Annotated in this window: 12 protein-coding genes; 6 read left to right on the forward strand and 6 right to left on the reverse strand. The window is 65.5% G+C overall.

Annotated features, from left to right (window positions below; all coding sequences use genetic code 11):
• From CF161_RS02090 to thrS, 5 genes are read left to right on the forward strand one after another with little or no spacing between them, the layout of a single operon-like run.
• A complete protein-coding gene (locus CF161_RS02090; RefSeq protein WP_020294892.1) occupies nucleotides 1-879 on the forward strand; it encodes a metal ABC transporter substrate-binding protein in 879 nt (292 codons plus the stop codon).
• Complete coding sequence (hisI, locus tag CF161_RS02095; protein ID WP_020294893.1) at nucleotides 876-1,313, forward strand: phosphoribosyl-AMP cyclohydrolase; 438 nt, start codon at nucleotides 876-878, stop codon at nucleotides 1,311-1,313. The genes CF161_RS02090 and hisI overlap by 4 nt, the downstream gene beginning before the upstream one ends.
• A complete protein-coding gene (locus CF161_RS02100) occupies nucleotides 1,310-1,870 on the forward strand; it encodes a hexapeptide repeat-containing transferase (protein ID WP_020294894.1) in 561 nt (186 codons plus the stop codon). The genes hisI and CF161_RS02100 overlap by 4 nt, the downstream gene beginning before the upstream one ends.
• A 2-nt stretch (nucleotides 1,871-1,872) precedes the next feature.
• Nucleotides 1,873-3,210 carry a dihydroorotase gene (locus CF161_RS02105; protein ID WP_020294895.1) on the forward strand — a complete coding sequence of 446 codons (1,338 nt, stop codon included), beginning with the start codon at nucleotides 1,873-1,875 and terminating at the stop codon, nucleotides 3,208-3,210.
• Nucleotides 3,211-3,264: 54 nt separating this feature from the next.
• Nucleotides 3,265-5,160: a threonine--tRNA ligase gene (gene thrS, locus CF161_RS02110; RefSeq protein ID WP_020294896.1), complete on the forward strand. Its 1,896-nt coding sequence runs from the start codon at nucleotides 3,265-3,267 to the stop codon at nucleotides 5,158-5,160.
• An 88-nt stretch (nucleotides 5,161-5,248) separates the two neighbouring features.
• Here thrS and CF161_RS02115 read toward each other — a convergent pair whose 3' ends face one another.
• Nucleotides 5,249-5,770: a DUF3617 domain-containing protein gene (locus CF161_RS02115; RefSeq protein ID WP_020294897.1), complete on the reverse strand. Its 522-nt coding sequence runs from the start codon at nucleotides 5,768-5,770 to the stop codon at nucleotides 5,249-5,251.
• A gap of 131 nt (nucleotides 5,771-5,901) precedes the next feature.
• Here CF161_RS02115 and cls point away from each other — a divergent pair, with 131 nt between their 5' ends.
• Nucleotides 5,902-7,341 carry a cardiolipin synthase gene (cls, locus tag CF161_RS02120; protein ID WP_020294898.1) on the forward strand — a complete coding sequence of 480 codons (1,440 nt, stop codon included), beginning with the start codon at nucleotides 5,902-5,904 and terminating at the stop codon, nucleotides 7,339-7,341.
• A gap of 3 nt (nucleotides 7,342-7,344) precedes the next feature.
• Here the strand turns inward: cls and cfaB are convergent, their stop codons facing one another.
• The 5 genes from cfaB to hflK (CF161_RS02145) all read right to left on the reverse strand — a co-directional run.
• The gene (gene cfaB / locus CF161_RS02125; protein ID WP_020294899.1) at nucleotides 7,345-8,532 is read right to left on the reverse strand and encodes a C17 cyclopropane fatty acid synthase CfaB; all 1,188 of its coding nucleotides are present in this window, start codon (nucleotides 8,530-8,532) and stop codon (nucleotides 7,345-7,347) included.
• Between the two features lie 216 nt (nucleotides 8,533-8,748).
• Nucleotides 8,749-10,653, reverse strand: a complete 1,905-nt coding sequence (locus CF161_RS02130; protein ID WP_020294900.1) for a cation-translocating P-type ATPase — start codon at nucleotides 10,651-10,653, stop codon at nucleotides 8,749-8,751.
• On the reverse strand, nucleotides 10,650-11,711 hold the full coding sequence (hflK, locus tag CF161_RS02135) for a protease modulator HflK (RefSeq protein WP_043228423.1): 1,062 nt from the start codon (nucleotides 11,709-11,711) through the stop codon (nucleotides 10,650-10,652). The genes CF161_RS02130 and hflK (CF161_RS02135) overlap by 4 nt, the downstream gene beginning before the upstream one ends.
• Entirely contained in the window at nucleotides 11,708-12,757 is a 1,050-nt protein-coding gene (hflC, locus tag CF161_RS02140; protein WP_043228427.1) for a protease modulator HflC, read from the reverse strand. Before hflC ends, hflK (CF161_RS02135) begins: the two co-directional genes overlap by 4 nt.
• On the reverse strand, nucleotides 12,754-13,707 hold a 954-nt coding region (gene hflK, locus CF161_RS02145; protein ID WP_043228429.1), incomplete at its 5' end, for a protease modulator HflK. The genes hflC and hflK (CF161_RS02145), both read right to left, overlap by 4 nt.

Here is a 13,707-nt window from a genome sequence, read left to right on the forward strand (position 1 = left end):
ATGCGCGTTCTATTCGTGCTGCTCGGCCTGCTGCTGTCGCTGTCGACCGCCCAGGCCGCCGACAAGCTCCAGGTGGTCACCAGTTTCAGCATCCTCGCCGACATCACCCAGCAGGTGGGCGGCGATCATATCCAGATCACCAACATGGTCGGCGCCGATGCCGATGCCCACACCTACGAGCCGAGCCCGGACGATGCCAGGGCCCTGCTCAAGGCCCGGTTGATCATCAAGAACGGCCTGGGTTTCGAACCCTGGCTCGATCGTCTGGTGGCCAGCACCGCAACCAAGACCCCGGTCATCACCGCCAGCCGCGGGGTGATTCCACGCACCCTGGATGAAGACGGCGCAACCGTGCCCGACCCCCACGCCTGGCACAACCTGGCCAACACCGAGCTGTACGTGAACAACATCACCAAGGCCCTGGTGGCCGCCGACCCGGGCAACAAGGCCGACTATGAGCGCAACAGCCAGGCCTACCTGAAACAGATCTACCGCCTGCTGGCCGAAGCCAAGGCCAAGCTCGGCTCGCTGCCGCCGGGCAACCGCAAGATCGTCACCTCCCACGATGCCTTCGGCTACCTGGGCCAGGCCTATGGCATCGACTTTTTGGCGCCCCAGGGTTTGTCCACCGAGCGCGAACCTTCGGCCGCCGAAGTCGCGGCGCTGATCACCCAGATCCGCAATGCCAGGGTCAAGGCGGTGTTCATGGAAAACATCAAGGACGCACGCCTGCTGCAACAGATCGCCGAAGAGAGTGGCGCCCATATCGGCGGCACCCTGTATTCCGATGCCCTGGCCGCCACAGGTCCGGCCAGTACCTTCATCGGGTTGTTCGAATACAACCTCAACACCCTCTACGACGCCCTGAGCCAACCATGAGCCCGCGCGCCCCGTTATCGCTGCTCGACCTGGAACACGCCGCCCTGGGCAGTCGCTGGCCACTGAATGCGCTGCTCGATGGCCTGCCGTGGAACGACGCCGGGCTGATCGCCGCCATCGCCCAGCAACACGACAGCGGCGAGGTGCTGATGCTGGCCTGGATGAACCGCCAGGCCCTGACCCTGACCCTGGAGAGCGGTGACGTCTGCTACTGGTCGCGCTCGCGCCAGCAACTGTGGCGCAAAGGCGAAAGCTCCGGCCATCGCCAACGCCTGGTGGAGGCGCGCCTGGATTGCGACGGCGACGCCATTCTGCTGCGGGTGGAACAACAGGGCCCGGCCTGCCACACCGGACGTCGCAGCTGTTTTTACAACGCCATTCGCCAAGGTGCGGTGCAGGTCATCAGTGCACCGCTTGAGGAGCCCGTTCCATGATTCGTAAAAACCCTTCCGGCGACCTGCCGTTGATTGCCGAGTCGGCCTATGTCGATAAAACCGCGATCATCTGCGGCAAGGTGGTGATCGGTGAAAACGTGTTCGTCGGCCCCTATGCGGTAATCCGCGCCGACGAGGTCAATGCCCTGGGGGAAATGGACCCGATCACCATCGGCGCCAACTCCAACATCCAGGATGGGGTGGTGATCCACTCCAAGTCCGGGGCGGCGGTGACCATCGGCGAATTCACCTCCATCGCCCACCGCTCCATCGTCCACGGCCCATGCCAGGTGGGTAACCGAGTCTTCATCGGTTTCAACAGCGTGCTGTTCAACTGCGTGGTCGGCGACGGCAGCGTGGTGCGCCACAACTCGGTGGTCGACGGCCGCGACCTGCCCGATGACTTCTACGTGCCCTCCACCACCCGCATCGGCCCCAACACCGACCTCTCGCAATTCCCCCCGGTGAGCATCAGCGCCTCGGAGTTTTCCGAAGACGTGGCGCGCACCAACGTCGATCTGGTGCTCGGCTACAAAGCCTTGCAGAACGAGTTCTGAACATGAGCCAGATCCTTATTCGCAACGCCCGCCTGGTCAACGAAGGCCGGCAGGTGGACGCTGACCTGCTGGTGCGCCACGGCCGGATCGAGACCATCGCCAGCAGCATCAGCAATCAAAATGCCGCGCTGGAAATCGACGCCCGGGGCCAATGGCTGGTGCCGGGGATGATCGATGACCAGGTGCACTTTCGCGACCCCGGCGCGCCGGACAAGGGCAGCTTCTACACCGAGTCACGGGCGGCGGTGGCCGGTGGCATCACCAGTTTCATGGACATGCCCAACACCCAGCCGCCGACCCTGAGCCTGTCCGCCCTGGAAGACAAACAGCGGCGGGCGGCGATCAATTCGGTGGCCAACTACGGCTTTCACTTTGGGGTCAGCCACCACAACCTCGACACCGTGGCCGCCCTCGACCCGAGCCTGGTGGCCGGGGTCAAAGTCTTCATGGGCGCCTCGACCGGCAACCTGCTGGTGGACGATCCGCAGGTGCTGGAGCGCTTGTTCGCCGAGGTCCCGACCCTGCTCCTGGCCCATTGCGAACATACCCCCAGCATCCAGGCCAACGAACGCCTGTGGCGCGAGCGCCATGGCGAGCCGATTGACCCGGGCGCCCACCCGCTGCTCCGAGACGCCGAGGCCTGCTATCGCTCCTCGTCCCTGGCGGTGGAACTGGCCCGGCGTCATGGCACCCGCCTGCACGTGCTGCACCTGACCAGCGCCCGGGAACTGGCGCTGTTCGAGGACAAGCCCCTGGCCGAGAAACGCATCAGCGCCGAGGTCTGCCTGCACCACCTGCTGTTCGATGACCGCGACTACCCGCAGCTGGGCAACCTGATCAAGTGCAACCCGGCGATCAAGACCCAGGCCGACCGCGACGCCCTGCGCCAGGCCCTGCTCACTCAGCGGCTGGACGTGATCGGCAGCGACCACGCGCCCCATACCTGGGCGCAAAAACAGCTGCCGTACCACGCCGCCCCCAGCGGCCTGCCGCTGGTGCAGCACGCCCTCCCCGCGCTGCTGGAACTGGTGGCCGATGGCGTCTTGCCGCTGACCACCCTGGTGGAAAAAACCAGCCACCGGGTCGCCGACCTGTTCGCCATCCCCGACCGAGGCTACCTGCGCGAAGGCTATTGGGCCGACCTGGTACTGATCCAGCCCGAGCCCGACGGCAAGGCCGTGGACCGCCAGCCGATCCTCGCCCAATGCGGCTGGACCCCGTTCGCCGGGCGCAGTTTTCGTCACAGCATCGCGACCACGGTGGTCTCCGGGCAACTGGCCTGGCACGGCGAACGCCTGTACGACAGCTGCCAAGGGTTGCCGCTGCGCTTCAATCGCTGAGCCACGCTTCGCGTCTTTTTGCCGTCGTTTTTACACCTCCAAGGACCGCCACAGATGATCCGCATCACCCTGCCCGATGGCTCGCACCGTGAGTACAACCAGCCGTTGTCCGTGTTCGAGGTCGCCGCCAGCATTGGCGTCGGCCTGGCCAAGGCGGCCGTCGCCGGTCGCGTCGACGGCCGCCTGGTGGACTGCTCCCACCTGCTGCAGCAGGACGCCAGCGTGAGCATCGTCACCGGCCGCGACCCCGAGGGCCTGGAGATTCTGCGGCACTCTTGCGCCCATCTGCTGGCGATGGCGGTCAAGCAGCTGTATCCCGCGGCGCAGGTCGGCGTCGGTCCGGTGATCGACGACGGCTTCTTCTACGACTTCGCCCATGAGCGGCCATTTACCCCCGACGACCTGGCGCTGATCGAGGCCCGCATGCGCAGCCTCGCCGCCACCAACCACAGCCTGCGGCGCCGCGAGTTGTCCCGCGATCATGCCCTGGAATACTTCAGCGCCCTGGGTGAGCACTACAAAGTCGAGCTGATCCGCGCCCTGCCCGAGGCCGAGCTGCTCTCGCTGTACCGCCAGGGCGATTTTGAAGACCTGTGCCGCGGGCCCCATGTGCGCTCCACCGGCATCCTCCAGGCCTTCAAGCTGACCAAGGTCGCCGGGGCCTACTGGCGGGGCGATGCGGGCAATGCACCGATGCAGCGGATCTACGGCACCTGCTGGGCGCAGCAAAAAGACCTCGACGCCTACCTGTTGCGCGTCGAAGAAGCCGGCAAGCGCGACCACCGCAAGCTCGGGCAACAGCTGGACCTGTTCCATTTCGACGACTGCGCGCCGGGTTCGGTGTTCTGGCATGCCAAGGGCTGGGCGCTGTTCCAGCAGTTGCTGGGGTACATGCGCGCACGTCAGGAGCGGGCCGGTTACCTGGAGGTCAACACCCCGGACGTGATGGACCGCAGCCTCTGGGAAATCTCCGGGCACTGGCAGAACTACCGCGACCATATGTTCACCTCACACACCGAGGACGATCGGGTGCTGGCCCTCAAGCCGATGAACTGCCCGGGGGCGCTGGCGATTTTCGGCCATGGCCTCAAGAGCTACCGCGACCTGCCGCTGCGCATCGCCGAGTTCGGCAAGGTGCATCGCTACGAACCCTCCGGCGCGTTGCACGGCCTGCTGCGGGTGCGGCACTTCACCCAGGACGACGCGCATATCTTCTGCACCGTGGCGCAGATGCAGGCCGAATGCGAGGCCACCATCGCCCTGGTGTTCGACATCTACCGCGACTTCGGTTTCGACGATATCCGGGTCAAGCTCTCGACCCGGCCGGCCGAGCGCATCGGCAGCGACGAGACCTGGGATCAGTTGGAAGGCGCCCTGTGCGGGGCGCTGGCGAACATGGCGATCGACTATCAGCTCAACCCGGGCGAAGGCGCGTTCTACGGGCCCAAGCTGGAGTTCGTGCTGCGCGACGCCATTGGCCGCGACTGGCAATGCGGCACGCTGCAGGTCGACCTCAACCTGCCGCGGCGTTTCGATATCGGTTACATCGACGAAGGTGGCGAACGTCGGCAGCCGGTGATGCTGCACCGTGCGCTGTTTGGTTCGCTGGAGCGTTTTATCGGGATCCTGCTGGAGCACTACGGCGGCGCCCTGCCGTGCTGGCTGTCGCCGCAACAGGCGGTGGTGCTGAACATCAGCGAAGGCCAGGCACAGTACGCCCAAGCCGTCAGCGACACCCTGCGCCAGGGCGGGCTGCGCGCCAGTGCCGACCTGCGCAACCAGAAGATCAGCTACAAAATCCGCGAGCACAGCCAACAGAAAGTGCCCTACCTGCTGGTGGTGGGCGACAGGGAAAAGGACGGCGGCTTCGTCAGCCTGCGCAACCGTAACGGCGAAGACCTCGGGCGCCTGACCCTGCCCCAGGCCATGGAAAAAATAGCGGCCTTGTAAGCGGGCCGCATAGGTCGGTCAGGTCAGGTCGGTGTGAGGTGGTGCGCAGGGCCGGCGCAGTCTCGCGCCTCGCCAGCGGCTACGGGGCTCAGGCCCGTGGCTTGACCGTGCCGCAGTCCTGCCCCAGCCAGACGGCGCGGGTGTCCATGCTGCCCTTTTGCTGGACGCCGGTGGCATTGAAGGTGCCGAGGACATTGGTGGTGAACTCACGATCGCTGAGGAACTTGGCAACGCCGGTGCCCTGGGCTTTCGGGCAGTTGAAGCGGAACTTCCACTGGTTGCCGGTCCGGTCGGTGACTTCCTGCTTGCAGCCCGATTGCGGGTCTGTCAGCGGGATGCTGTCCGATTGCACCTGGGCCTGGGTCAGGCACACCCGGATCCCCTTGCCGCCCATGGTCACGCCCTGTTTCTCCAGCATGGCCCGTTGTTCCGGGGTCATCTGCTGCTGCAACTGGCCAAGGATCAACGACAGGTCCGGCAGGTTCTGATCATCGACCTTCATGTTGCTGCTGGTCAGTTCCCATAGCCCGGGCTGCAGCATCTGCGCCTGAGCGGCCAGCGGAAGCGCAACACCCATCACCATGGCCAAACCCAGTAAACGACGTTTCATCGAGAAGCTCCTAGACAGTAGTGGCCGTTAGACGTCAAAAATCGACTTGCGTTGCATGGCCAATTAAATAGCGACATTCGCCGTGGAACATGGTCTGTTAAGCATCGAGTCTTCAGGAGCAAGGCTGCCCCATGGATTATTTCGGCCCGCATATCTTCGGTTATTTGATCGCACTGTTGCACTTCCTCGGATTGATCGCCGCCATCCACGCGGTGCTGACCGTGCGCACGGCCCAAGGCGCGATTGCCTGGGCACTGTCGCTGATGTTCATCCCCTACCTGACCCTGATCCCCTACCTGGTGTTTGGCCGCAGCACCTTCGATGCGTACATCAAGGCGCGACGCCAGGCCAACCTGGAAATGCGCAAAGCCATCAACGAGCTGAACTGGCGCCCCTGGATCGAAGAGGCCCTCAGCGCCCGTGCCTCCGCGGCCTATGCGTCGCTGCGGGCGATGCCCAAGCTGGGGCGCATGCCCTGTCTGGCGAGTAATCAATTGCAGCTGTTGATCAATGGCGACGCCACCTTCGCGGCGATTTTCGACGCCATCAGCCGGGCACGGACGGCGGTGCTGATCCAGTTCTTCATCATTCATGACGACGACTTGGGGCGTCGCCTGCACAGCCTGCTGCTGAAAAAAGCCGCCGAAGGCGTGGCCATTCACCTGCTGTACGACCGCATCGGCAGCCATTCCCTGCCCCACGCCTATGTACAGACCCTGCGCGACGCCGGGGTCGAGGTGCATGCTTTCGCCACCCGCAGCGGCTGGCTCAATCGCTTCCAGGTCAACTTTCGCAATCACCGCAAGATTGTCGTGGTCGATGGGCTGCTGGGGTTTGTTGGTGGGCATAACGTGGGGGACGAGTACCTGGGCAAAAAACCGCCCCTGGCGCCGTGGCGCGATACCCACGTGCAAGTCAGCGGCCCGGTGGTGGCCTGCCTGCAGGAGTCGTTCGCCGAAGACTGGTACTGGGCCTCGCGGCAATTGCCGCCGCTGATCCTGCCGGACACCTACCCCGATGAAGGGGTGCTATGCCAGGTCCTGGCCAGCGGCCCGGCCGACCCTTGTGAGACCTGCTCGCTGTTCTTTGTCGAGGCGATCCACGCCGCCACCGAGCGGGTGTGGATCACCAGCCCGTACTTCATCCCCGACGAAGCCGTGTTCGCCGCCCTGCGCCTGGCGGCCCTGCGCGGAGTCGATGTGCGCATCCTGCTGCCCTCACGGCCCGACCACCGCATCGTCTATGCCGCCTCCAGCCTGTACGCCTTCGAAGCGGTACGGGCCGGGGTGCGGGTGTTCCGTTATCAGCCGGGGTTCCTGCATCAGAAAGTGGTGCTGGTGGACAACGAGATCAGCGCCATCGGCAGCGCCAACCTGGACAACCGCTCGTTCCGGCTCAATTTTGAAGTGATGCTGCTGACCGTCGACGAGGCGTTCGCCGCCGAGGTCGAAAACATGCTGATCGCCGATTTCGCCCAGGCCCACGAGATCGCCCAGGAAGAAAGCCGGGAAACCCACCGCCTGCAACAACTGGGCATGCGGGTCGCCCGGCTGATCTCACCGATCCTCTAACGCTCAGGGGTAGTACAGGTCGTCACGGGTCCAGGGCAGCTCATGGCTGCCATCGGCCCGGGCCTTGACCGCGAGGATCTGGTGCAGATTGATCCAGCCCCGGGCGAACGCATAGGCGCAGCCGGCCAGGTACAGGCGCCAGATCCGCAGGGCCTGTTCGGGCACCAGCTTGCCGGCGGCCTCCAGGTTGTCCTCCAGGCGCTCGCTCCAGTGGTCCAGGGTCCGCGCGTAATGCAGGCGCAGGCTTTCGACGTCGACCACTTCCAGGCCCGCTTCGCTGATCTCGGCCGAGATCATCGCCAGGTGCGGCAACTCGCCATTGGGGAAGACATAACGTTCGATAAAGTCCCCGGCCCCACGTCCGACCGGACGCCCATCGGTGTGCTTGGCGGTGATGCCGTGGTTCATCACCAGCCCGCCTTCACGCACGGCGCCGAACAGGGTCTTGCAGTACTGGGCCAGGTTGGCGTGGCCGACGTGCTCGAACATGCCGACGCTGACCACCTTGTCGAAGCGCCCGTCCTGGGGCAGATCGCGGTAGTCGAGCAGCTGCAGCTCGACCTGGTCTTCCAGGCCTTCGGCGATCACTCGCTCGCGGGCCAGGGCCAACTGTTCCTTGCTCAGGGTGATGCCGAAAACCTTGACCCCGAATTCCCGCGCCGCATAGCGCGCCAGGCCCCCCCAGCCGCAGCCGACATCCAGCAGATACTCGCCGGGCTGCAGGCGCAGCTTGCGGCACAGATGGCGGAACTTGGCTTGCTGGGCTTGTTCGAGGGTTTCGCTGCCGGTCTCGAAGTAGGCGCAGGAATAGGCCATGTCGCTGTCGAGCCAGAGCTGGTAGAACGCGTTGGACAGGTCGTAATGGTAGGAAATGGCGGCGGCGTCGGTGGCCTTGTCGTGCTCGGCGCGGGCCGGATGCACATCGTCGTCCTCGTCCAGCAGGGCCTGGCTCCACTCGTCACACACTCGGATCACGTCGCTGATCGAGCCCTCGAGCTCCAGCTTGCCTTCAACGAAGGCCCCCCCCAGCAGGTCCAGGCTGGGGTGGGTGAATTGGGCAACCAATTGTGGGTCCTTGACCACAATAGTGACGCTGGGGGCTGGCCCCAGATTGAACTCGTGGCCATCCCAGAGCCGCAGACGAAGCGGTAGATGCAGATTCTGTAAGGCCGGTGGAAGTTGCGCGAGCATGGAATAACCCCCTGGTTTCAGACGTCTGAAATGAGGGTAGACCATCAGTGAAAATTAGCAGGCTATCGATCTGATAGCCGGTTTCTATGAGCCTCGATGGGGCAAACCGCCATCGAGTACCCAAAATTCCCGCCAATGCTCACCTGCAAAGCCACGCCCTCTGGACAGAGGACGTCGTGCACTTCGGCAAAGTTCCAAGCACCTTCACCGCCCCCATCAGAGTTTGAGCAGCGGCTCCTGGAAACGCAGCAGGCGCCCGGCGTTACCCAGCACCAGCAGCGTGCTGAGGTTGTGCAGCACTGCCGCGATCATCGCCCCTGCCGCACCGAGCCAGCCGAACGCGGCAAAGGCCACAATCGCCAGGGTCCAGCCCAGGCCGATGATCACATTGACCTGCAAGGTCTGCCGACATTGCCGACTCAAGCGCACACAGGTGCCGAGGCGCCGCAGGTCGCTGCCGATCAGCACCACATCCGCCGAAGCCAGGGCGATATCGGCACCGCCCGCGCCCATGGCCACGCCGACCACGCCGGCCTTGAGTGCCAGGGAATCGTTGATCCCGTCCCCCACCACCATCGGCCGGAAGCCGCTGTCGATCTCTTGCAGCACCCGGTTGAGTTTGTCTTCCGGCAAGGCCTGGGCTTGCACATCGCGAATCCCCACCTCCAGCGCCAGGCTGTCGGCCACGCTCTGTCGGTCGCCGGTCAGCAGCAACTGGCGGCCCAGGCCCAACTCGCGCAGTTCATCGAGGGCAGCACGCGCTTCGGGTTTGATGCTGTCTGCCAGCAGCAGCCAGGCCAGAAACTCCCCATTCAAGGCCAGGCCGGCAATCGGCCCGTCATGGCTCGGCACCGGGCTGGTGCTGATGCCCAACTGCTCGAACAGCTCGGGGCGACCCAGGGCCGCTTCGCCCTCAAGGGTCTGCGCCACCACGCCCAGGCCCTGGCGCTCACGAATATCGCTCAGGGCCTGGAGCTGTTCCTGGCCCACCAACCCGGCCAAGGCGCGGCTAACCGGGTGACTGCTGGCGGAACCGAGGCTGGCCGCCAGGCTGAGCAACGCGCCGTGGTCTTGCTGCGGGCTGTCGATGGACTGCAACCGCAGGGTGCCGTAAGTCAGGGTCCCGGTCTTGTCCACCACCAGCGACGTCAGGTCGGCCAACTCTTCGAGGAAGGCCGAGCTGCGGATCAATATGCCGTGGCGCGCCGCCACTGCGATCCCGGCAATGGCCGTGGCCGGGGCCGACAGCACCAGCGCACAGGGGCAGGCCGCCACCAGGACCGCGAGCATGGCTTGCGCGTCGTTGGTGACAAACCAGGTCACCGCCGCCAGCAGCAACACCAGCACCATGTAGCTGCCGGCATAACGCTCCAGCAGACGGGTGATGGGCGGCTTGGAACGCTCGGCGCTTTGCATCAGGGCGATGACCTTGCCCAGGGTCGACTCATTGCCGGTGCGGGTGACTTCCAGGCGCAGCAAGCCATCGAGATTGATCGCCCCGCCAAATACCAGGGTGCCGACGCTGGCCTCCAGCGGCACCGACTCGCCGGTGATCGGCGCGGTGTCCAGGCTCGCCTGTCCGGACAACACCAGGCCATCGGCCGGCACCCGGTCGCCAGCGCGCACTTCCACGATGTCGCCGGCCTTGAGGATCGAGTTATCCACTTCGCGCACACTGCCATCGGCCTGCACCAGGCGTGCATGACTGCGGGTCAGGCGGCCCAGGGCATGGATCGCTTCCTGGGAGCCGATGACGCTGCGCTCTTCCAGCACATGGCCGAAGATCATGATGATCGGCAGCAGCGCCGCCGTCAGCAGGTCGCCGGTCGCCCAGGCACCGAGCATCGCCAAGGCGATCAGTTGATCGGTGATGCCGTGCAGGCTCGGGTAGCGCAGGCTGTACCAGGCCGAGCGCATCACCGGCACCGCCACCAGCAACGAGGCCACACCCAGCAGCAATTGGCTGACACTCTCCTGCTCCGGGGCCAGCCAGCGCCAGGCCAGACCCAGGCCGAGCAACCCCAGGGCCAGCATGGCCAGGGTCAATTGCCGGGCGGCACTGCGCTGTTCGGCGGAGGTCAGCATGCTCGCGGGCGGAGCGGCATGGGTGTGGGCGGTCATTGTTCGGCTCCCTGAATGATCAGGCGGGAATCATCTTTAGGGTTGACCGTGGTCACCGAGGCGGCCTGGCCGAGAATCTTCGGCAGGCGCTCGCGGTAGATCCGCAGCAGCATCTCCGGGTCGGTGCCTTGCTGCTGGGCCAGCGCCAGGCTCTGGATGGTCGCGGTGTCGGCCTGGGCCTTGGCCAGCCGCTCGCCGGCTTGGGCGTGGGCCACTTGCAACGCCCGGTCGGCCTGTTCGTTGGCGCCCTGGGTGAGTTTTTCGGCGTCAGTGCGGGCGTTGGCCACGGCCTTGTCGGCCTGCTGGCTGGCCGTCAGCACCGCGTTGAAAGCGCTGACCGCGGGCCCGGGCAAGCTCGATTGCACATCGACCCGGGTCACTTCGATCCCCAGGCCCTGGCCGGTGGCGGTCAGCTCCGTCAGGCGCTGGTTGATGCCCTGCACCAGATCGCCGCGCAAGCGCTCGCGGCGTTCGGCGGCCAGGTTGTCGGCACCGATCAGTTCCGGCCGCGCGACCAGGATGGTGTCCAGGTCGCGGGCGGCGGTCAGTGCCACGGCGCTGCGGGTCACCAGGCGGTCGAGGGCCGGCAGCACATGTTCGCCCTGCAAGACAAAGGCGTAAGGCTCGTTGACCTTGTAGAACACCCGCACATCCAGTTGCACCACCCCGGCATCACCGGTCAGCAGGTAACCGGAACCGGCCAGGGTGTCGCTCAGGGGCGTGGCAAAACTGGCGACCCGGTCGCCTTGCAACGCCGCATCGGAGCGCAACAGGCTGGTCACCCGACGCTCGATCACCCGATCGGCCGCCGGCAGCAATACCACTTGTTCAAAAGGACGCGGCCAGGCCAGGAGCAGGCCGGCATTTTGAATCCGTTCCAGGGCACCAAAGTGCACCACCACCGCGCGGTTTTGCGGATCGATTTGCCTTACGTTGGAAAACGCCCAGGCCACCGCCGCGAGGACGGTGACGCCGTACAGCGCCAGAAACGCTAGGCGACCGGCCTGAATCCAGGGGCTGGCCAATTCATGTGTTCCACGTGGAACCTTATCGCTCATGGCTGCGACCCGGACGCTTTGTTGCCCAGGCTCGGCGGTCCATCCACCAAGACCCGGAACGGCGCCGCATCGGTGCGCAAAATCAGCTTGGTTCCGGGGGTGACCACCGTGCCCAGGGTGTCCAGGGAGCGCAGCAGGTTGTACAGCTGGGGCGAGCCGGCGTAGGCGCGGCCATAAATCTGCGCTGCTTCAACCCGCGATTGTGCTTCGATCTCGGCCGCTTTTACCGTGGCGTCGGCTTGCACCATGCGCGCTTCGCGCTCGGCGGCGGAGCGAATCTGCGCCGCTTCGCGCTTGCCGATGGCGGTGCGTTCGGTGGCGATGGTTTCACGCTCGGCGCGCATGCGATCCACGGTGGCGGTCAGGGTCACCGAGGGCAAAGTCAGGCGCTCGACCCCAACCTGCAACACCCGCACACCGTAGGTACTGAGCAACTGCTGCTCGATCTGCTTGCGCAACTGCGCCTCGAAGTCGGCGATCTGCACTTTGCTGGCGTCGGTGTTGATCAGGTTGGCCAGGTCAAAACTGCTGGCGGTGGTTTCCAGGGCCGAGCCGACAAAGGTACGAATCTGCCGCGCCGCCTCATCCGGCTGGTTTTGCACCGCGCGCATAAAGCGCTTCACGTTTTCCGGGTCACCCTGCACCTGCCACGCCACGTAGGCCTGGACGATGATGCGCAAGCCATCGCGGGTGCCCACATCCTGCAAACCGCTGGACGTGGTCCGCAGCCGCAGATCGACCGCAATTGCCGCCTCGAACGGTGCCGGCCAGCGCCACCCCAGGCCCGGGTCGAGCAACACCCGGGCCGGGTTGCCGAAGCGGGTGATCACCGTGGCCTCGCCGGAGCGCACTTGCACCAGGCTCGCCGCGGCCAGGGCAAACAGCACCAGCAACAGCGCCCAGCCCATGCGCCGCCAAGGGAAAGGCCCCGCCTCTGCCGACTCGCCATGATGATGGTGGTGGTGCCCGTGATGGTGGCCGCCATGACTGTGAGCGTGACCGGGGTGATCGTCGTGATGCTCGTGGGTAGGGGAAGACTGGCTCACTGGGCGGCTCCTGGCTGAGCGGTTTTACGCGGCACCGAAAGCTCGGTCGGTAGATTGAAAGAACGCAGGTCAATGGTCGGCGCGCTGTCGCCGCCCAGACGGTGATCGAGAATCAGCAACTTGGCGTGCGCCAGGCCCTGGGTCAGCTGGCTCAGGTACTGCTCCAGCACAAACGCCTGGCCGGCGTTGGCATAGGCCTTCTGCTCGGCCGTGAAACGCAGGTCGGCGGCCTGGGCCGCCGCCTGCACTTCGTGGGCCGTGGCCTGGGCCTGATCGCGCAGCACACTGGCTTGCAAATGAGCCTGGTTGGTTTGCTCGCTGGCCGCACCCCGCTCCCGGGAAATCAGCGCCTGGGCGCCGATCTGCGCCGCCTGTACGCCGTGATAGGCATTGGCGGCGCCAGCCGGTGGATGAATGGCTTCGACCACGGTGGCGAGGATTTCCACCCCGCTGTCCAGTTGCGCCAGGTCGGCCTGCACCGCGCGCCCGATATCATCGGCCAGGTTGCCGCGGTCTGCGCCCAGCAGGCCGTCGAGGGTTCGCGAGGCAAAGTCATGCACCAGCACCCGGCTGGCCGTGCTGCGGATCAGGCTCGGCACATCGGCGCTGTTATAGGTGGCCGCGAGCGCTGACCTGTCGTCCAGGCCGATGCGGTAGACAAACCGCACGTCCATATTGACGATCTGGAAGCTCTGCTTGTCGCCACTGCCACTGGCAATCACCTGGGACTTGTCGTTGACGTGGCTCGCGTCCCACAGCCGATTGGCGACCACCGGCGCCGGGCCTTCCGCCGGCTCGGCCTGGGTCGGTGGCGGCGCCTCGCCGACGCTGGTGGCCAACTCGTGCACCACGCCGTTTTCCACACTCAACACCCGCCCCAGCGGCCAGGGCAGCCCGGCGTGCAGGCCCGGCCCGAACACCGCCACCGGCTTGCCGAAACGTTCATAAAT

Origin of the sequence: Pseudomonas sp. CF161 (assembly GCF_000416215.1) — a bacterium.
In the GTDB taxonomy this organism is placed as follows: Bacteria; Pseudomonadota; Gammaproteobacteria; order Pseudomonadales; family Pseudomonadaceae; genus Aquipseudomonas.